Source organism: Streptomyces sp. NPDC090022 (assembly GCF_044748145.1).
In the GTDB taxonomy this organism is placed as follows: Bacteria; Actinomycetota; Actinomycetes; order Streptomycetales; family Streptomycetaceae; genus Streptomyces.
Map to the genome: position 1 here is coordinate 19093 of NZ_JBIVFN010000038.1, position 20101 is coordinate 39193.

17 protein-coding genes are annotated in these 20101 nt (G+C 74.2%); all 17 read left to right on the forward strand.

Annotated elements, in window-relative coordinates; genetic code table 11:
- Positions 1-189: 189 nt before the first annotated feature.
- The 17 genes from ACIPXB_RS35565 to aroA all read left to right on the forward strand — a co-directional run bounded on the left by ACIPXB_RS35565 (position 190) and on the right by aroA (position 19970).
- Entirely contained in the window at positions 190-1758 is a 1569-nt protein-coding gene (locus tag ACIPXB_RS35565; protein ID WP_401456867.1) for an AMP-binding protein, read from the forward strand.
- Positions 1755-2138, forward strand: a complete 384-nt coding sequence (locus tag ACIPXB_RS35570) for a hypothetical protein (RefSeq protein ID WP_401456868.1) — start codon at positions 1755-1757, stop codon at positions 2136-2138. The genes ACIPXB_RS35565 and ACIPXB_RS35570 overlap by 4 nt, the downstream gene beginning before the upstream one ends.
- 151 nt (positions 2139-2289) lie before the next feature.
- Entirely contained in the window at positions 2290-2568 is a 279-nt protein-coding gene (locus ACIPXB_RS35575) for a LysR family transcriptional regulator (RefSeq protein WP_401456871.1), read from the forward strand.
- A 344-nt stretch (positions 2569-2912) separates the two neighbouring features.
- Positions 2913-4397, forward strand: coding sequence for a 4-hydroxyphenylacetate 3-hydroxylase family protein (locus ACIPXB_RS35580; RefSeq protein WP_401456872.1), 1485 nt, complete (start codon positions 2913-2915; stop codon positions 4395-4397).
- Positions 4398-4476: 79 nt separating this feature from the next.
- A complete protein-coding gene (locus ACIPXB_RS35585) occupies positions 4477-4974 on the forward strand; it encodes a flavin reductase family protein (protein ID WP_401456875.1) in 498 nt (165 codons plus the stop codon).
- A 1-nt stretch (position 4975) separates the two neighbouring features.
- Complete coding sequence (locus tag ACIPXB_RS35590; protein ID WP_401456876.1) at positions 4976-6013, forward strand: hypothetical protein; 1038 nt, start codon at positions 4976-4978, stop codon at positions 6011-6013.
- 24 nt (positions 6014-6037) lie between these two features.
- A complete protein-coding gene (locus ACIPXB_RS35595) occupies positions 6038-7576 on the forward strand; it encodes an FAD/NAD(P)-binding protein (RefSeq protein WP_401456878.1) in 1539 nt (512 codons plus the stop codon).
- Between the two features lie 31 nt (positions 7577-7607).
- Positions 7608-8462, forward strand: a complete 855-nt coding sequence (locus ACIPXB_RS35600; protein ID WP_401456880.1) for a class II aldolase/adducin family protein — start codon at positions 7608-7610, stop codon at positions 8460-8462.
- Between the two features lie 52 nt (positions 8463-8514).
- A complete protein-coding gene (locus ACIPXB_RS35605) occupies positions 8515-9165 on the forward strand; it encodes an NAD(P)-dependent oxidoreductase (protein ID WP_401456883.1) in 651 nt (216 codons plus the stop codon).
- A gap of 29 nt (positions 9166-9194) precedes the next feature.
- Positions 9195-10475 (forward strand): multidrug effflux MFS transporter, encoded by a 1281-nt coding sequence (locus tag ACIPXB_RS35610; RefSeq protein WP_401456885.1) that lies wholly within the window; start codon positions 9195-9197, stop codon positions 10473-10475.
- A gap of 129 nt (positions 10476-10604) precedes the next feature.
- Positions 10605-12017: a class II 3-deoxy-7-phosphoheptulonate synthase gene (locus tag ACIPXB_RS35615; protein ID WP_401456886.1), complete on the forward strand. Its 1413-nt coding sequence runs from the start codon at positions 10605-10607 to the stop codon at positions 12015-12017.
- A gap of 107 nt (positions 12018-12124) precedes the next feature.
- The gene (gene aroH / locus ACIPXB_RS35620; RefSeq protein WP_401456889.1) at positions 12125-12502 is read left to right on the forward strand and encodes a chorismate mutase; all 378 of its coding nucleotides are present in this window, start codon (positions 12125-12127) and stop codon (positions 12500-12502) included.
- Positions 12502-13644: a prephenate dehydrogenase gene (locus ACIPXB_RS35625; RefSeq protein ID WP_401456933.1), complete on the forward strand. Its 1143-nt coding sequence runs from the start codon at positions 12502-12504 to the stop codon at positions 13642-13644. Before aroH ends, ACIPXB_RS35625 begins: the two co-directional genes overlap by 1 nt.
- A gap of 570 nt (positions 13645-14214) precedes the next feature.
- Positions 14215-15306, forward strand: coding sequence for a 3-dehydroquinate synthase family protein (locus tag ACIPXB_RS35630; protein ID WP_401456892.1), 1092 nt, complete (start codon positions 14215-14217; stop codon positions 15304-15306).
- Positions 15303-16526 (forward strand): transposase, encoded by a 1224-nt coding sequence (locus ACIPXB_RS35635; RefSeq protein WP_401456894.1) that lies wholly within the window; start codon positions 15303-15305, stop codon positions 16524-16526. The genes ACIPXB_RS35630 and ACIPXB_RS35635 overlap by 4 nt, the downstream gene beginning before the upstream one ends.
- A gap of 28 nt (positions 16527-16554) precedes the next feature.
- Positions 16555-18678, forward strand: coding sequence for a transketolase (gene tkt / locus ACIPXB_RS35640; protein WP_401456897.1), 2124 nt, complete (start codon positions 16555-16557; stop codon positions 18676-18678).
- On the forward strand, positions 18675-19970 hold the full coding sequence (gene aroA, locus ACIPXB_RS35645; RefSeq protein ID WP_401456899.1) for a 3-phosphoshikimate 1-carboxyvinyltransferase: 1296 nt from the start codon (positions 18675-18677) through the stop codon (positions 19968-19970). Before tkt ends, aroA begins: the two co-directional genes overlap by 4 nt.
- Positions 19971-20101 lie beyond the last annotated feature (131 nt).

Sequence of the window (20101 nt, forward strand, 5' to 3'; positions counted from 1 at the left end):
GGCCACCTGGCCCGATGATCCCCACGCGGTCACCGGGCCAGGTGGCCGACGTGCATCTGCCGGCCAGGCATCAGAACTTCCGATGACAGTTGCATACCTTCTTGCACGTTTGTTTCCATCGGTTCTGTCTTCGCGGGAGGCCCCGCGCCCAGAAACGAATCGGCTCATGACCGACCACGGAGAAGTCACATGATCAAGCTCGATGACATTCGCCGGCACGCGGCCAACGGAGCGACGCGGGACGCGCTGGTCGACGGACAGGTGCGGCTGACGTGGAGCCAGTTCGCGGACAGCGTGGAACGGGCCGTCGCCGGCCTGGCCGAGCAGCTGCCGGTCCAGGGACCGGCCCGCGCGGTGTTCCTCGCCGGCAACACCTGGCAGCTCGCCGTCGCCATGAGCGCCTGCGCGACCCTCGGGGTGTCCTGCACCGGCGTCGACCCCGCCCTCGGCCCGCGGGCCCTCGGCCAGGTCCTCGACCAGCTCGAGCCCTTCGCCGTCTTCACCGCCTCCGACCGCCGGGCGGCCCTGGAGGAGGCCCGGCCGACGGCCGCCGGGACCACCCTGCGCGTCCTGCTCGACGGACCGGCCACCGCCCCGTACGTCTCCTTCGACCGCCTGACCTCCGCCGAGCCGCTGCGCGAGCTGCCGGCCCCGCTGCCGTACGAGTCCTTCACGGTCGCCGCCGACGGCGCCGGCGAGGTGCGCGTCGCCGTGCGCCGGACCCCGTCCGAGGGCCGCCACCTGGTGGACCTCGTCGACGAGTTCGGCCTGGCCCGCACCGACGTGCACCTGGCCTCCGCCCCGCCCGCCCAGCACGTCTCCCTCGCGCTGACCCGCACCATGCTGGGCATCGGGGCCACGGTCGTGCTCGCGGACGGCGCCGACGCCCCGGCCCTGACCGCGCTGCTGGCCGCCGAGCGCGTCACCACCGGCGTGGTCACGCCGACCACCCTGCAGGGGCTGCTCGGGCAGCCCGCCGCGGCCGGCCCGCTGCGCTTCCTGCTCGCCCCCGGCGCGCACCTGGGCCGCTGGGCCGTCGACGAGGCCTGGGAGCGCTTGGGCCCCGTCCTGCACACCGCGCTCGGCAGCCCCGAGACCGGCCTGACCGCCGTCCTCGGCCCCGAGGAACTGCTCGTCTCGCCGCCGCGCTCGGGCCACGCCACCCTGGGCACCACCGTCGCCGTCCTCGGCGAGGACGGCCGCCCGCTGCCGCGGGGCGAGGCCGGCCGCATCGCGGTCGCCGGCCACCAGGTGATGGACGGCTACCTGCACGGCGAGGCCGAGTTCACCACCCTCGACCTGGGCGCGGGGGAGCAGCGCTTCCTGGTCACCGGCGAGCGCGGGCTCATCGACGAGACCGGCCGGACGCGGCTCACCGGACGCACCACCCCGGTGCCCGTGGAGGTGCGCGACTCGGCGGTGGACACCGAGCTGTTCCGCCTGGAGTCGGACCTGCTCAACCTGCCCTGCCTGCGCGACACCGCCGTCATGCGGGTCGGCGGCGGGGTGCTCGGGGACGCCCTGGTCGTGCCGTTCATCGCGGTCGCCGTCGGCCGCGAGGCCACCGGCTACCAGGCGCTCAGCGCCGCGTGCGCCCGCCGGGTGCCCTCGTTGCCCGCCCACGTCATCGCCGTGGACACCATCCCGTACAGCCCGACGGGCCGCATCCGCACCGCGGACCTGCTCGACGCGGTGCTCCCCATCATCAGCCTGAACCTGCAGCTCGAGCAGTCGATGCACCAGGAGATGTCCGCATGAACCTGCCCACCCTCGACGACGACCGGATCGACGGCGACACGCCGGCCGAGGAGTTCGAACCGGCCTTCTTCGCGCTCGAACTCGAGCTGCTGAGCCTGCCCTGCGTCAAGGACATCGCCCTGCTGCGCACCCGGCTCCCCGAGGTCGGCGAGACGCTCGTGGTCGCCTTCGTGCCGCTCGCCGCCGACCAGGAGATCGGCGGCCGGCGCGCGGCGCTGGCCGCCTGCGAGCGCCGGCTGCCGTGGGTGCTCTCGCACGCCGTGGCGGTCGACGCCATCCCGCGCACCGCCGACGGGCACCCGCGCACCGGCCTGCTGATCGACCGTCTGCTCCCGCAGATCGCCCGTGACCTGCTGTCCCCGATGGAGATGTCCGACTGACGTCCGACCCTTCGCACCAGCGTGTGGCCGTGCCCCCTCGGGGTCACGGCCACAAGCGGTTTTCGGCCCCGTCGGCGCGACATTTATACGTGCACCGTGGTATGTTTCTATCTCCGGGGCCGACCTGGCCCCGCAGAAGGGAGCCTTCGCCGTGCAGTTCCAGCAGCTGCGCACGTTTCGCGAGGTGGCCGCGGAGATGAGCTTCACCCGCGCCGCGCGGAACCTCCACTACTCGCAGCCCAGCGTCACCGCCCACATCAAGAACCTCGAAGAGTTCATCGGCGCCCCGCTGTTCCATCGCACCGGTGGCCGGATCGCGCTCACCGAGGCGGGGGCGCGGCTGCTGCCCCACGCCGAGCAGATCATCCTGATCGCCGAGGCGGCCTGCCGGGAGGCGGCGGCCGCCCGCCCGGCCCGGCCGGCCGCCTGAAGAGAATTCAAAAAAACCGCCCGACGGTGAATCGCGACGTGGTCGTGCCCACCGTCGGGCCGATGTTTTTCAAGGCCCCCGGAATTCATCAATCCACCAGTAAATCGACTTCCCGGAAGTGTGTTCCTGCGACGGCCAACTGCCCTGATGACAGCGGCGGTTGGCGTGGATGCGCAATTCTCCGTGCGCGCACCAGCAAAGCCGTAGCCAAGGCCCCGCATAGTCTCGGATTCATCGAACTGTGCGCCCTAACCGGTTCGCCTGCTTTAACCCCCGGAGAGGATCATCAAATGGGTCAGGTCCCGATAACGGATCAGTCGGCCGCGGAGGCCCCGAACGACCTTATGACGGGTGACACGTACCTGGAGAGCCTGCGCGACGGCCGCCAGGTCTACCTGGACGGCGAACTCGTCAAGGACGTGACCACGCACCCGGCCTTCGCCAACGCCGCGAAGTCGACCGCGCACCTCTACGACGCGCTCCACCACCCGGACACCAAGGACCTGATGACGACGGTCGACCGGTACACGGGTGCCCGCGTCCACCGCTTCTTCACGCCCGCGCACTCGCCCGAGGAGCTCCTCAAGGCCCGCGACGCCATCGAGCACTGGGCGCGGCTGAGCTACGGCTTCATGAACCGCACGCCCGACTACAAGGCGTCGTTCATGGCCGGCCTCGCGGTCACCCACGACTTCTACGAGCCGTTCGGCGACAACGCCCGCGCCTGGTACGAGAAGTACGCGCGCCAGGGCCTGTCCATCAGCCACGCGATCGTCAACCCGCCGGTCGACCGCAACAAGCCGGCCCACGCCATCCGCGACGTCTACCTCAAGGTGGTCGAGGAGCGCGGTGACGGCATCGTCGTCGAGGGCGCCAAGCTCATGGCGACCGCCTCGGCCCTGACCAACGTCGCCTTCGTCGGCCAGATCCACCTGGCCAACCTGGAGGCCGGCAAGGCCGACGACATGGCGCTGGCCTTCCTCGCCCCGCTGAACACCCCGGGCATGAAGGTCGTCTGCCGCCCCTCCTACGAGCGCAAGGCCACCAGCCCGTTCGACAACCCGCTCTCCAGCCGGTTCGACGAGAACGACGCGGTCCTGGTCTTCGACAAGGCGTTCATCCCGTGGGAGAACGTCCTGATCTACCGGGACACCGAGAAGATCCACCAGTACTTCCCGCGCTCGGGCCTGCTCAGCCGCGGCTTCTTCCAGGGCGCCATCCGCATGGCCGTCAAGCTGGAGTTCATGGCGGGCATCCTCGACCGCGGCACGCGCCTGAACGGCACGGACCAGTTCCGCGGCGTCCAGGCCGGCCTCGGCGAGCTGCTGGCCTGGCGCCACATGACCTGGGCCACCACCACCGCCATGGCGATGGACCCCGAGTCGGGCCCGGCCGGCACCGTCCTGCCGCGCATGGACTACTCGGCCGGCTACCGGGCGCTGGCGCCCATCAGCTGGGAGCGCACCCACCGCTTCTTCGAGGAGCACCTGGCGGGCGCCCTGCTGATGACCCCCTCCAGCAACAAGGACCTCCAGAACCCGGAGCTGCGTCCGCTGCTGGACCGCTACTACCGCGGTTCCGGCGCCACGGCCGAGGAGCGCGCCAAGCTCTTCAAGCTGGCCTGGGACGCGCTGGGCACCGAGTTCGGCGCCCGCCACGAGCTCTACGAGCTCAACTACGCCGGCGGCCCGGACCAGGTGCGCCTGGACACCCTGAACTGGTCCCGCGGTGCCGGGCTGCTCGACAGCTACGGCGACCTCGTCCAGCAGGCCATGGACGACTACGACCTCGACGGGTGGCGCCGCGGCCGCTGGGCCGACGAGAGCTGACCCGAGTTCCGCGTCCGGACGGGTGCCCGCGGCCAACCGGGCCCCGTGCACCCGTCCGCGCCCAGCAGAGAGGCTGGTCATGAAGAACGACCTGCGTGACGTGATGCGTACCTTCGCCACCGGGGTCTGCGTCGTCAGCACCTACACCGAGCAGGGCGGCGAGCGGCGCCACAACGCCATCACCGTCAACTCGCTCACCTCCGTCTCCCTGGACCCGCCCCTGGTGTCCCTGAGCTTCCGTCAGGACTCGGAGTTCTTCGCCGAGCTGATGAAGTCCCGCGTGGTCGGCATCTCCATCCTCGGCGCCGAGGGCGAGGGCACCGCCCGCGCCTTCGCCCGCCGCCGGCCCGAGCGCGACCAGAGCCTGGCCGAGCTCCCCAGCGAGCCGGGCGAGGCCACCGGGACGCTGCTGTTCGAGGCCGCCGCCTGGATGGAGTGCCGCTACCGCGACCACATCGTGGCCGGCGACCACGTGATGGTGATCGGCGAAGTCGTCGGGCTGGGAGCCCGTGAGTCCCAGACCCCCCTGATCTTCCTCCAGGGCGGGTTCCACAGATTCGAACTGGAACAGGTGTGACGTGCGAGCCAAGAAGTTCCTGACCTGGCGCGGCATCCTGGCCGCGGCCCTGGCCATCGCGGGCATCACGGTGCTGCTCTGGCCGAACATCCCGGCCGAGGCCACGACCGTGGACCGGGCCGCCGCCTCTTCGGGCCCGGTGTCCGTCTGTCTGGTCACCGCCAACGCGCCCGACCGCGAGCGCACGGTCAGGGTCGCCCCGTGGGCGGCCCAGGTCCTGCTCCAGCAGACCCGCTCGTACGAGGGCCCCTGCGCCTCCTACGGCGCGCCCAGCGCCCTGGGTGACGGCGCCGTCCGCACGTACGCCCAGATCGCCGGCGGCAAGCCGCAGACGGTCGGCATCACCTTCCCCAAGAGCACGTTCAACAACCTGCCCACCGCCATGACCGACGGCAACCACTGCTTCGACATGGACGGCAACGGCACGGTCGACCCGCACACCGAGTGCGTCGGCGGCCACGAGCGCCCGCTGGAGCTCCCGGCCCAGCTGACCTCGCTGCCGAACATGCCCCTGAAGTGGGCGCTGGTGAACTTCAACCCGATGGGCCACGGCCCGCACGGGATCTACGACACCCCGCACTTCGACTTCCACTTCTACACGCAGTCGAAGGCCGAACGCGACGCGATCCGTAGCGGCCCGTGCGGCCTGGCGATCAACTGCGAGGACTTCGCCACGGCCACCAAGCCGCTCGCGCCCGAGCACATGCCGAAGGACTACAAGGACAACGGCGTGGCCGAGGCGGCCATGGGCAACCACTTGGTCGACATGACCTCGCCGGAGTGGGGCACCGAAAAGTTCACCCAGACCTTCATCTACGGCGCCTACGACGCCAAGATCAGCTTCCTCGAGCCGATGATCACCAAGGCCTGGATGGAAGGCATCGCGGCCGGCACCAACCCCAACCGCTGCTGGCCCATCAAGCAGCCGCAGCAGTGGCAGGTCGCCGGCTGGTACCCGCAGGAGTACTGCATCAAGTACCGGGCCAACCGCGGCGACTACACCGTCTCGATGCAGAACTTCACGAACAGCGCCGGCTGAACCGACTTGATTGGTGACTGACACATGTCCCGAGGATTCTCGATCGGCGTCGTCGGAGGAGGCGCGGCTGCAGTCTGCCTGATCGACGCGTTGTCCCGGACACACAGCGAACCAGGCAGCCTCACGGTCTTCGAGCCTTCGCCGCACCTGTGGCGCGGCCGCGCCTACCAGGTCGACACCGAGACGCTCAAGGTCAACGCCACCCCGGACGACATGTCCGTCCGGGCCGGCGACCTCCAGCACTTCGAGCGGTGGCTGGAGACCCGGGACAAGGTCATCGGTGTCCCGGTCGGCATCGACCGCTGGTCCGGCAGCCGCTTCGCCCCGCGCACCGTCTACGGCGAGTACCTGGAGCAGACCGCGTACGCCGCCCTGGGCGAGCTGCGCCGGCAGGGCTGGCGGGTGGACCTCGTGGGCGAAGGGGTCACCTCCGCCAGCCGCGCCGCCAACCGGGTGCTGCTGCGCACCGGCAACGGCCGGGCCCGCGCCTTCGACTACGCGGTCCTGTGCGTCGGCGGCGACAGCCCCAAGGACGTCTACGGCCTGACCGGCACCCCCGGCTTCGTCGCCGACCCGTACCCCATCGTCAGCAAGCTCGCCGACGTCGGCGAGCAGGACCACGTCGCGGTCATCGGCAGCGGCCTGACGGCCATCGACATCATCCTGTCGCTGGCCGCCCAGGGCCACCAGGGCCGCATCACGCTCCTGTCCCGGCGCGGGGTGCTGCCCGGCGTACGCCAGAAGCACGTCCCCTTCGAACTGCGCCACTTCACCCCGCACCGGATGGAGGCCCTCGCGGTCGGCCGGACCGAGGTGACCCTGGAGGACGTCGCCGCCATCATGCGGGCCGAGTTCCGCGACGCCGGCGCCGACCTCGACGCGGTCGTCTCGGAGATCATCCGGGTCGACCTCGAGGACCCGGTGGAGCGGCTGCGCCGGCAGATCGAGGAGGTCGACTCGCCGCACATGGGCCTGCGGATCCTGCAGCGCGCCGTGCCCGAGACCGGCCCCGACGTCTGGCCGATGCTGCGCGAACAGGACAAGGTCCAGCTGCTGCGCGCGCACTACCGCACGATCATGAGCCTGTGCTGCCCCATGCCGCCGGGCAGCGCGGGCGTCCTGCTCGAACTCGTCGAGGCCGGCCGGCTCGACATCGCCGCCGGCCTGCAGAACATCACGCCCCACCCCGAGGCCGGTTTCGACATCGTCACCGCCGAGGGCACCGACTTCACGGCCGACCGGGTCGTCAGCGCCGTCAACGCGTCCGAAGGACGCATCCCCACCAGCGCCGCCCCCCTGGTCACGTCCCTGATGCGCAGCCGCGTCGCCAGCCGCCACCCCCACGGCGGCCTGCACATCGCCCGCCCCACCAGCCAGCTGACGACGAACGGACGGCCCGACCCGCGCCTGTACGGACTCGGCAACATCGCCGCCGGCTCGCTCTTCTTCACCTTCGGCATCCCGTCCCTGGTCGACCGCAGCCAGGACATCGTCAGCACGATCCTCCAGCACGCCGAGACCGTCCGGGCCGCGAACACCGAGGACGTCCTGCTCACCGTCTAGCCGCCCCGCCCAGATTGAGGACTGCCCGCGCATGACCATCACCGAGACCGAGACCGAGACCGCCACCGCTCCCGACACCACGGCAGGGGCCGACCGCCCCGCGTACCTCGCCGACACGCACACCGGTCTGCCCATCCCCGGCGAGCCGGTGTTCGCCACCCACGAGGAGACCCGCAGGCACCGCAAGCAGCGCCTGGCCGCGGCCCTGCGCCTGTTCGGCAAGTACGGCTTCGGAGAGGGCATATCCGGCCACATCTCCGTCCGCGACCCCGAGTACCCCGACCGGTTCTGGGTCAACCCGTTCGGCGTCTCCTTCAACCTCGTCAAGGTTGCCGACCTGATCTGCGTCAACGCGCAGGGCGAGGTCGTCGAGGGCAGGCACCGCGTCAACCCGAGCGCCTTCGTCATCCACTCGGCCATCCACGAGCTGAGCCCGGGAGCCACCGCGGCCGCCCACGGCCACACCGCCCACTCCCGCGCGCTCGGCTCGCTCGGCCGGCTGCTGGAGCCCATCGACCAGGAGTCCGCCGCCTTCTACGGCCGCCAGGTCCTCTACGGCGAGTACGAGGGCCCCTCGGTCTCCGCCGAACTGGGCCGCGACATCGCCGAGAAGCTCGGCGACAACCGCGCCATCCTGCTCCAGCACCACGGCCTGATCACCGTCGGCGGCTCCCTCGACGAGGCCGTGCACTGGTTCTTCACCTACGACAGCTGCGCCCAGGTGCAGCTGCTCGCGCAGGCGGCCGGCACGCCCAAGACGTTCACGCACGAGCAGGCCGTCGCCGCGGGGGACGGCTTCGGCAACGAGCAGCTGGGCTGGTTCAGCTTCCAGCTGCTCTGGGACGAGATCACGCGCGAACAGCCCGACCTCCTCGACGAGGAGTAGTCCGGCCCCGGACCACCCACCCCCGAGTTCCACCGAGATGAAGAAGGAAACCATGAAGATCCTGCTCTTCGGCGCCAGCGGCAACATCGGCAGCGCCATCGCGGACGAGCTCCTCTCCCGCGGCCACCAGGTCACCGGCGTGACCCGCTCCGGCCGCATCGAGGGCTCCGCCGACCGCGAGGGCTTCACCGTCGTCGCGGGCGACGCCACCGACGCCGACACCGTGGCCGAGCTCTCCGGCCAGGGCTACGACCTGATCGCCTCCGCCGTCGGCCCCCGGGTCGGCGCCGAGGACGACCGCAAGATCATCGTCGGCGCGGCCAAGGCGCTCATCGAGGGCCTCGGCCGCAGCGGCGCCCGCCGCCTGGTCGTCCTCGGCGGCGCCGGCAGCCTGGAGACCGCCCCCGGCGTGCGCGTCATCGACAGCCCGCACTTCCCCGAGATGTGGCGCAACAACGCCCTCGCGCAGATCGAGGCCCTCGGCCTCTACCGCGCCACCGAGAACCTGGACTGGACGTTCATCTCCCCGGCCAAGCTCATCGAGCCCGGCGAGCGCACCGGCACCTACCGCAAGGGCGGCGAGCAGCTCGTCGTCGACGCCGAGGGCAACAGCCGCATCAGCTACGCGGACTACGCCGTCGCCTTCGCCGACGAGCTGGAACAGGGCAACGCCATCAAGTCCCGCATCAACGTCGCCTACTGACCGCGATCCCCCCGGAGGGACTCGACCCCATGTCTTCACCCGAGACCACACCGAGTGCAGGCGGGCGCGCCCGCCTCGTCATCATCCTCGGCGCCCTCACGGCCCTCGGCCCCCTGGCCAACGACGCCTACCTGCCCGGCATGCCGCAGATCGCCGAGGACCTCACCGCGAGCGCGTCGGCCACCCAGCTGACCCTGACCGCCTGCCTGCTCGGCCTCGGCATCGGCCAGATGATCGCCGGACCGCTCAGCGACGCCCTCGGCCGGCGCCGCCCGCTCATCGCCGGCCTGGTGCTGTTCGCCGTCACCGCCGCCCTGTGCGCGGTCGCGCCGAACATCTGGACCCTCGTCATCCTGCGCGCCCTCCAGGGCCTGGGCGGCGCCACCGGCATCGTCATCGCGTCCGCGGTCGTGCGCGACCGGCACTCCGGTGCCGCCGCGGCCCGCTTCTTCGCGATGCTGATGCTCATCACCGGACTCGCGCCCGTCCTCGCCCCGGTCCTGGGCGGCCAGCTGCTCCTGGTCACCTCGTGGAGCGGCATCTTCGTCGCCCTCGCGGTGGTCGGCGCGATCATGCTGCTCGGCGTCGCCGTCGGCCTGCCCGAGACGCACCCCGCCGAGAAGCGCATCAGCGGCGGCCTGAAGGCCACCGGGCCGGTGTTCCGCCGGCTGCTGACCGACCGCGTCTTCGTCGGCTACCTGCTCGCCTGCGGCCTGGGCTTCGCCGCGATGTTCGCGTACATCTCCGGCTCCACCTTCGTGCTGCAGTCGCTGCACGGGATGTCGCCGCAGATGTTCAGCCTGGTCTTCGCCGTCAACGCGCTCGGCCTGGTGATCGCCGCGCAGGTCAGCGGCCGCATCGTGCACCGGACCGGACCGCGCGCCCTGCTGGCCACCGGCCTGGTCGTCTCCGCCGTCGGCGGCCTCGGCCTGCTGGCCGTCACGCTCACCGACGCCGGCCTGGCGCCGCTGCTGGTGGCCCTGTTCCTGGTGGTCTCCAGCGTCGGCCTGATCATGCCCAACTCGTTCGCCCTGGCCCTCCAGGACCACGGTGACGTCGCGGGTTCGGCGGCCGCGCTGCTGGGCCTGGCCCAGCACCTCATCGGCGCCGCCGTGGTGCCGCTGGTCGGCCTCGCCGGCGAGGACACCGCCGTACCGATGGGCATCGTCATCGCCGTCCTCGGCGTCGGCGGCCTGCTCTCGTACGCGGTGCTGACCCGCTCGCACCAGGCGGCCGCACCGGACGCCCAGGACGCCCCGGCGCCGGCCCCGGCCGCCGCCCCGGAGGCCGCGGCGCCGGTCCGCGGCTGACCCCGCACCACCGATGCCGGCCCGGGTGCGTACGCGTATCCGACGTACGCACCCGGGCCGGCCACCCGGACGACAGGAACCCCGCACCCCCGCCCCCTTCCGACCGAAACCGATTGAGGCACAGCCACCATGACACTCGCCCAGCACGTCACGGCAGCCGACTCCTGGCGGTTCCGGCCCGCGGCCCAGCAGCCTGCCTGGCCTGACCCGCACCGGCTGCGCGCCGCCGTGGACGACCTGTCCTCCTACCCGCCCCTGGTCTTCGCCGGGGAGTGCGACCGGCTGCGCGACCGGCTCGCCGCCGTCGCCCGCGGCGAGGCGTTCGTCCTCCAGGGCGGCGACTGCGCCGAGACCTTCGACGCCGTCACCGCCGGCCAGGTCCGCGACAAGGTCCGCACCCTGCTGCAGATGGCCGCCGTCCTCACGTACGCGAGCTCCGTGCCCGTCGTGAAGATCGGCCGGATCGCCGGCCAGTACTCCAAGCCCCGCTCCAAGCCCACCGAGACCCGCGACGGCGTCGAACTGCCCGTCTACCGCGGCGACGCGGTCAACGGCCTCGCCTTCACCCCCGAGGCCCGCACCCCCGACCCCGAGCGGCTCAAGCGGATGTACCACGCCTCCGCCACCACCCTGAACCTCATCCGGGCCTTCACCACCGGCGGTTACGCCGACCTGCGCCAGGTCCACGAGTGGAACCGCGACTTCGTCGCCGGCTCCCCCGTCGGCGAGCGCTACGAGCGCCTGGCCCGCGACATCGACGACGCGCTGACCTTCCTGGAGGCCTGCGGCGCCGACCCGTCCGCCTTCCACTCCTCCGAGATCTTCGCCAGCCACGAGGCGCTGCTGCTCGACTACGAGGCCGCCCTGACCCGCAACGACGCGCGCACCGGCCAGCCGTACGACGTCTCCGCGCACATGATCTGGATCGGTGAGCGCACCCGCCAGCTGGACGGCGCCCACGTCGAGTTCGCCTCCCAGGTGCGCAACCCCATCGGCGTCAAGCTCGGCCCGACCACCACCGCCGACGACGCGCTCGCCCTCATCGACAGGATCGACCCGCAGCGCGAGCCCGGCCGGCTCACCTTCATCACCCGCATGGGCGCCGGCGCCATCCGCGACATCCTGCCGGAGCTGGTGGCCAAGGTCACCGCCGAGGGCGCGCAGCCCGCGTGGATCTGCGACCCGATGCACGGCAACACCTTCGAGGCCCCCAGCGGCCACAAGACGCGCAGCTTCGACGACGTGCTCGACGAGGTCCGCGGCTTCTTCGAGGTCCACCACGCGCTGGGCACCCACCCCGGCGGCATCCACATCGAACTGACGGGCGACGACGTCACCGAGTGCGTCGGCGGCGGCGCCCCCGTCACCCTGACCGACCTGGAACAGCGCTACGAGTCGGCCTGCGACCCGCGGCTGAACCGCAAGCAGTCCCTCGACCTCGCCTTCCAGGTCGCCGAGCTCTACCGGGAACGCGAGCGCACGCTCGCGCCGGCCCGCGCCACGGCCGGCCGCGCGCCCGCCGCCGTCCCCGCCGCGGCCTGACGCCCGGCCCCCGGGCCGCCGCCGCGGCCGGGGGCCGCCCCCGGTCCCGGCTCCGGTCCCGGCCCCGGGCCCCCGCCCACCGACTGACGTACGCCAAGGAGAAGACCATGACGGTGCGCGCCCTGCGCGGTGCCATCCAGCTGGAGCGCGACGAGCGGCTCCACCTGCTCGACGGGGTCCGGACGCTGTTCCAGGAGATGCTGGACGCCAACGGGCTCGGCCACGACGACCTGGTCAGCGTGATCTTCACGGCCACGCCGGACCTGGTCAGCGAGTTCCCGGCGCTCGCCGCCCGCGAACTGGGCGTCTCCGACGTCCCCCTGATGTGCGCCCAGGAACTGGACATCGCCGGCTCCCTGCCGCGCGTCGTACGGATCCTCGCGCACGCCGAGACCGACCGGCCCAAGCCCGAGATCAAGCACGTCTACCTGGGGGGTGCGGCCGCCCTGCGCCGCGACCTCGCCCCGGGCGGGACCACGACATGATCCGCTCCGCCGCGGTCGTCGGAACGGGCCTGATCGGCACGTCCGTCGCGCTGGCCCTCGGCCGGCGCGGCGTCGCCGTCCACCTGCTCGACGAGAACGAGTCCGCGGCCCGCACCGCCGCCGCGCTCGGCGCCGGCGTCGTCGGCGCCCCCGACCACCCCGTGGACCTGGCGGTCCTGGCGGTGCCGCCCGCCCACGTCGGCGCGGTCCTCGCCGCCCAGCAGGCCCGCGGCCTGGCCCGCGCGTACACCGACGTCGCCAGCGTCAAGACCGAACCGGAGCTGTCCGTCGCCGCCACCGGCGCCGACGCCAGCACCTTCATCGGCGGCCACCCGATGGCCGGGCGCGAGCGCTCCGGCCCGCTGGCCGCCTGCGCCACCCTCTTCGAGGGCCGCTCCTGGGTGCTCACGCCGACCGCCGCCACCACCCGCGAGACCCTCAACATGGCGCTGATGATGGTGGCGCTGTGCGGGGCGGTCCCGGTGGTGATGGACAGCGGCACCCACGACCGGGCCGTCGCCCGGGTCTCGCACACCCCGCACGTGGTCTCCTCGCTGCTGGCCGCGCGCCTCCAGCACGTACCCGAGGACGCCTCCCGGCTGGCCGGGCAGGGGCTGCGCGACATGACGCGGATCGCCGGGGGTGACCCCCGGCTGTGGAGCGACATCCTGGAGGCCAACGCCACCGCCGTCGCCGACGTCCTCACCGAACTCGCCGAGGACCTCGAGGTCACCGTCGCCGCGCTGCGCGGCCTGGCCACCGGTGACGCCGACGAACGCGCCCAGGGCACCACGCTCCTGGCCGACCTCCTCGACCGCGGGGTCACCGGCCGCGACCGGATCCCCGGCAAGCACGGCCACCCGGCGCCGGCCTGCACGCCGGTCCGGGTCCTGATCGGGGACCAGCCCGGGGAGCTGGCCCGCCTGCTGGCGAGCGCCGCCGATCTGGGCGTCAACATCGAGGACATGACCATCGACCACTCGCCGGGCGAGGAGAGCGGCCTGGTCGAGCTGATGGTCTCGCGCGCCAGCGCCCACTCCATGGCCGGCCGGCTGCGCGAGGCGGGCTGGCGCGTCCAGCGCCTGCACGACCCGGCCGGCCCCGCGGCCCCCTCCGAACCCCCGGCCCCGGTCCCGGTCTGACACCGCGGGCCGCGCCGGACCCGGCCCCGGGGCCGCCGGTCCGTCCCCGGTCCGTCACCGGGCGGGCGGGGGCAGGGCGGGACGGGGCCGGCCGATGCGGCCGCCGGGGCCCGGGCCGGTCCGGGCCGGTCCGGACCCCGGCGGCCGCATCACGGTGACGGGCCCCGCACGGCTCCCGCCGACCCGGGGTCCCGGCCCGCCGGTCCGCCGACGGCCCGTCACTGGTCCGGTCGGTGACCGGTTCGGTCCGGCACCGGTTCCGGCCCGGAGGGGCCGGGCTGGGACCGGACCGGTGCCAGGAACGGGGCGGGGACGGGGCGGCGGTTGCGGCCGCCGGGGCACGGGTCGGTCCGGGCCGGCCCGGGTCCCGGCGGCCACATCCGCCGGACCCGTACGCCCCGCCTCCGCAAGGCCCCGCCCGGGGGACTCCGCACGGCCCACCCACCGCACGCAGGACACGGAACGGACAGGACAGAGGCCCCCCTTGACCACATTGCGACGGCTCACCGCCCGTGCACCGCACGGTCCCGCGAGGACCGCCCGCGGCCACCGCACCCACCCGGCGGTCCGGTGAACACCGCGACGGCGACCCTCGACGCCCCCGCCCCCGCCCCCGCCGCCACGGCGCCGACGGCCCGGATCCCGGTCGGCGGGCAGCGCCCGTACGACGTGGTCCTCGGCACCGGGCTGCTGGGCGGCGCCGGACGGCTGCTCGGGCCCGGTCCGCTGCGGGTGGCCGTCGTGTACGGCCGCGCCGTACGGACGGCAGCGCGCCGCGTGGCGGCCGGGCTCGTCGACGAGGGCCGGATCGTGGTGTCCCTGGAGGTCCCCGACGGTGAGCCCGCCAAGGACCCGGCGGTCCTGCTGAACCTGTGGCGGGCCTTCGCCGACGCCGAACTGAGCGGCGGCGACGCGGTCGTGGCCGTCGGCGGCGGGGCGACGACCGACCTCGCCGGGTTCGCCGCGGCCGGCTGGCAGGGCGGCGTACGGCTGGTGCTGGTGCCGACGACCCTGCTGGGCATGGCGGTCGCGGCCGACGCCCGGCCGGCCGCCGTCAACCTGCCCCCGGGCAAGAACCTCCTGGCTGCCCACCACCCGCCGGCCGGCGTCCTGTGCGACCTGGACCTGCTGGACACCCTGCCGCCCGCCGGCCACGCCGCCGGGCTCGCCGCGATCCTCAGGACCGCCTTCGTCGCCGACCCGCCGCTGCTGGACGCGGCCGCCTCCCGCACCGACACCCGCCTCCTCCTCGACCGGGCCCTGCGGGCCGCCGCCCGGCTCACGGCGGGTCCGGCGGACCGGCGCGCGCACCTCGACTACGGGCTCACCTTCGGCCACGCGCTGGAGCGGGCCACCGGCCACCGGGTCCCGCACGGGCACGCCCTCGCCGTCGGGATGGTCTACGCCGCCGAACTCGCCCGCCTCGCGGGGCGGCTGACCGGCGCCGAGGCCGACCGCCACCGCGAGCTGCTCGCCGCCGCCGGCCTGCCCACCGCCTGCGACGCCGGCTGGCTGCCCCTGCGCACCGCCATGAACCTCGACGCCCACACCCGCGGTACCCGGCCGCGTCTGGTCGTCCTCGACGCCATCGGCTGCCCCGCCCTGCTGACCGGCCCGCCCGAGGACCTGCTCACGGCCGCCTGGCGAAAGGTGCACCGATGACCCACCCCACCCCCCTCGCCGCGGGTGCGCCCATGAGCGCACTCGCCACCGCCCCCACCGCCGACGACGCCGTCGCCGAGCTCTGCCGCGCCGTCTTCGCCGGGCTGCCCCGGCGCGACCAGCGGGCCACCGCCGAGAGTTACGTACGGGCGCTGCTCGCCGTGCCCGGGCGCAAGAGCCTGCGGCACATCGCGCGCTGTGCCGGCCACGGTGACGACGGGCAGCGGCTCCAGCACCTGATCAGCTCCGCGCCCTGGGACTGGCGGCCCGTGCGCGCCGCGCTCGCCGAGTCCGTGGCCGAGCTGGCCCGGCCCGTGGCCTCCGCCGTCCGGCCCGCCACCGTCGTGCGGCGCGGCCGCCAGTGCATCGGCGTCGACCACTACGTCGACTACCGCAGCGGCCGTTCCGTCCGCGCCCAGCGCTGCGTCGGCCGCTGGCTCGTCACCGACCGCGGTGACATCCCCGTCGACTGGCGGCTCGTCCTCTCACCGGCCTGGCTGGAGGACCCCGTCCACCGCACCCGCTCCGCCGTCCCCGAAGGCGTCGCGCCCGCCGACACCGCCCGTACCGCCCTGGACTGCGTGCTCGACGGCGAGCCGGACCCCCTCGGCCACCCCGTCGTCCTCGACGCCCGGCAGGCCGACGTCCCCACCGTGGTCGCCGAGTTCGGCGCGCGCGGGATCCCGTACCTGCTGCGGGTCGGCGGGTCCGAGCCGCTCTCCGTCGCCGGGGACACCGCCCCCGTCCCGGCCCGCCGCCTCGGCGCGCTGTCCGCCGCCGGGCTGCCGCCCCGCCGGCCCGGCACCGCCGCGCTGACACTGGCCGGCCGGGACGGCGGCCGCCGGGACATCGTCCGCGTGGCCTGCCGGCCCGCCGACGGCCCGCCGGCCGGCCGCCCGCACGTCCTGCTCGCCGAGCGGGTCGACCGGGCCGAACGCAGCGAACGGTCCGAGCGGCCCGACCGCATCGGCCCGGCCCCCTCCGCCACCGCCTTCTGGCTCACCGACCTCACCGACCGCACCACCTTCGACCTGCTGAGCCTGCTGCGCGCGGCCCGGCGCGGCGGCCCGCAGCCCGACACCGGGCTGTACGCGTACACCGGCCGCTCCTTCCCCGCCTGGCACCGCCACATCACCCTCGCCTCCGTCGCCCACGCGGCCGCCGTCCTGCTGCCCGTCCGCTCCACCTGGCAGCCCCGGCCGCTCGCCGCCGCCTCCTGACACCGAACCGAACACGAAGGGCTCCGCCATGACAGCCGCCGCCCCCGCCGACCTGCTCTGGAGCGACCTCGACCGCCGCGCGGTCGACATCGCCCGCGGCCTGACCGTCGACGCCGTCGAGGCCGCCGGACACGGCCATCCGGGCACCGCGATGAGCCTGGCCCCGGCCGCCTACCTGCTGTTCCAGAACCTGGTCCGGCACGACCCGGCCGACCCCGACTGGCCCGGCCGCGACCGCTTCGTGCTGTCCTGCGGCCATGCCAGCCTCACCCTGTACACCCAGCTCTACCTGTCCGGTTACGGGCTCGGCCTCGACGACCTCAAGGCCCTGCGCACCGAGGGCAGCCTGACCCCCGCCCACCCCGAGTACGGGCACACCCCCGGCGTCGAGACCACCACCGGCCCGCTCGGCCAGGGCGTCGCCAACGCCGTCGGCATGGCCATGGCGGCCCGCCGCGAGCGCGGGCTCTTCGACCCCGACGCCGCCCCGGGCACCTCGCCCTTCGACCACACGGTCTGGGTCATCGCCTCCGAGGGCGACCTCGAGGAGGGCGTCGCCCACGAGGCCAGCTCGCTCGCCGGCCACCAGAAGCTCGGCAACCTCGTCGTCCTCTACGACGACAACCGCATCTCCATCGAGGACGACCGCACCATCGCCCACTCCGAGGACACCCTGGCCCGCTACCGGGCCTACGGCTGGCACGTCCAGCACGTCGACTGGACCGCGGGGGAGGCCGGAGGCTACCGCGAGGACGTCGACGCGCTGTACCGCGCCCTGGCCGAGGCCCGCGCCACCACCGACCGCCCCTCGCTCGTCAGCCTCCGCACGATCATCGGCTGGCCCGCGCCCCGCAAGCAGGGCACCGGCGCCGTCCACGGCTCCGCCCTGGGCGCCGAGGAGGCCGCCGCCGCCAAGCGGGCCATGGGCCTCGATGCCGACCTCGCCTTCCAGGTCCCCGGAGACGTCCTCGCCCACGCCCGCCGGGTCGCCGACCGGGGCCGCGCCGCGCACGAGGCCTGGCAGAAGACGTACGCCGACTGGCGCGCCCTGAACCCCGAGCGCGCGGCCCTCTTCGACCGGCTCGCCGAGCGCCGGCTGCCCGAGGGCTGGCAGGACCGGCTGCCCGTGTTCGACGCCCCCGGCCAGATGGCCACCCGCAAGGCCTCCGGCGAGGTGCTGAACGCGCTCGCCGCCGTGCTGCCCGAGCTGTGGGGCGGCTCCGCCGACCTCGCCGAGTCCAACCTCACCACCATGAAGGGCGAACCCTCCTTCGTCCCCGAGGAGTTCGCCACCGGCGCCTTCCCCGGCCACCGCTACGGCCGCACCCTGCACTTCGGCATCCGCGAGCACGCCATGGGCGCCGTCCTCAACGGCATCGCCCTGCACGGCGGCACCCGTCCGTACGGCGGCACCTTCCTGGTCTTCTCCGACTACATGCGGCCCGCCGTCCGCCTCGCCGCCATGATGCGGCTGCCCGTCACCTACGTGTGGACCCACGACTCCATCGGCCTCGGCGAGGACGGCCCCACCCACCAGCCCGTCGAGCACCTGTGGTCGCTGCGCGGCATCCCCGGCCTGGACGTCGTACGCCCCGCCGACGCCAACGAGACCGTGGTCGCCTGGCGCACCATCCTGGAGCACCACGACCGCCCCGCCGGCCTGTGCCTGTCCCGGCAGAACCTGCCCGTCCTGGAGCGCACCGCCGGCAGCGGCCTGGCCCCGGCGGACGGCGCCGCCCGCGGCGGCTACGTCCTCGCCGAGGCCGACGGCGGCCGGCCCGAGATCGTCCTCATGGCCACCGGCAGCGAGGTCGCCGTCGCCCTCGACGCCCGCCGCATCCTCCAGGACGAGGGGCTGCCCACGCGGGTCGTGTCGATGCCCTGCCTGGAGTGGTTCCACGCCCAGGACCAGGACTACCGCGACCAGGTGCTGCCGCCCGAGGTCACCGCCCGGGTCTCCGTCGAGGCGGGCTCCGTCCTCGGCTGGTACGCCCTGCTCGGGCAGGCCGGCGTGCCCGTCGGGATCGACTCGTTCGGCGCCAGCGCCCCCTACCAGGCGCTGTACGAGGCCCACGGCCTGACGGCGCCCAAGGTCGCCGCGGCCGCCCGCGCCAGCCACGCCCGCTCCCGCCGTACGTCCGCCGCCCGATGAGCGCGCCGGCCCCTGCGACGGCCCCCGGCCCCGTGCTGCACGCGCGGGTCCCGGGGTCCAAGAGCATCACCAACCGGGCCCTGCTGCTCGCCGCGGCGGCGCCCGGCCGCAGCCGGCTGTCCGCCCCGCTCGTCAGCGACGACACCCTCGCCTTCCGGACCGCGCTCACGGCCCTGGGCAGCGGGGTCACCGACGACGGCGGTGACGGGGGAGCCGGGGCCTGGACGGTCACCGGTACCGGCGCCGGCCCCGCCCGCCCCGCCGACGTGTGGTGCGCCGACGCGGGCACCGCCGCCCGGTTCCTGCCCCCGTTCGCCGCCACCGGCCACGCGCCCGTCCGCTTCGACGGCTCGGACCAGCTGCGGGCCCGCCCGCTGGAGCCGCTGCTGGCCGCCCTCACGGGCCTGGGGGCCGACGTACGCGGTGCGGGCCTGCCGTTCACGGTCGCCGGCCGGGGCCTGGCCGGCGGCCGCGTCCGGCTCGACTCGGGGCTGAGCAGCCAGTACCTCAGCGGGCTGCTGATGGCCGCCCCGCTGATGGCCGGCCCCCTCACGGTGGACGTGCCCCGGCTGGTCAGCCGCCCCTACCTGGACATGACCCTGGCCCTGATGCGCCGCTTCGGGGCCGACGTCGAGGAGCACGGCAGCACCGTCACGGTGCGCCCCGGCGGCTACACCGCCACGGACCTGACCGTCGAACCGGACGCCTCCACCGCCAGTTACGTCTTCGCGGCGGCCGCCGTGACCGGCCGTACCGTCCGCGTCGCGGGCCTGGGCACGGGCAGCCTCCAGGGCGACACCGCCTTCGTGGAGGTCCTGCGGCGGGCCGGCGCCGAGGTGACCGTGACCCCCGACTGGACCCAGGTCACCGGCACCGGAGCGCTGCGCGGCGGGTTCGGCGTCGACATGGGGGACATCTCCGACACCTTCATGACCTTCGCGGCGATCGCCCCGCTCGCCGACGCGCCGGTCACCATCACGGGCATCGGCCACGCCCGGCTCAAGGAGTCCGACCGCATCGCGGCGGTCGCCGAGAACCTGGCCCTGCTCGGCATCCGCACCGAGGTGGGCCCGGACCGCATCACCGTGCACCCGGGCACTCCGGTCGCGGGCGCGGTCCTCGGCTGCCGCCGCGACCACCGCATCGCGATGTCCTTCTCGGTGCTGGGGCTGCGCGTTCCCGGAATCGTCCTCGACGACCCGGCCTGCGTCGGCAAGACCTTCCCGGGCTTCCACGAGGAGCTCGCCCGGCTCTTCGCCCCGGACACGGCGGCGCCGGCGGGCCGGCCATGACCGCGCCGGCCGCTCACCCGGCCGGCGCCGACGGCCGCGGTACCGGCGCTTCGTACGGGGAGGCGCCGGTCCCGCTGGCCGTCATCGTGGGCCGGGTGCTGCGGCGGGCCTGCACCGCGGCCCGCCCGGCC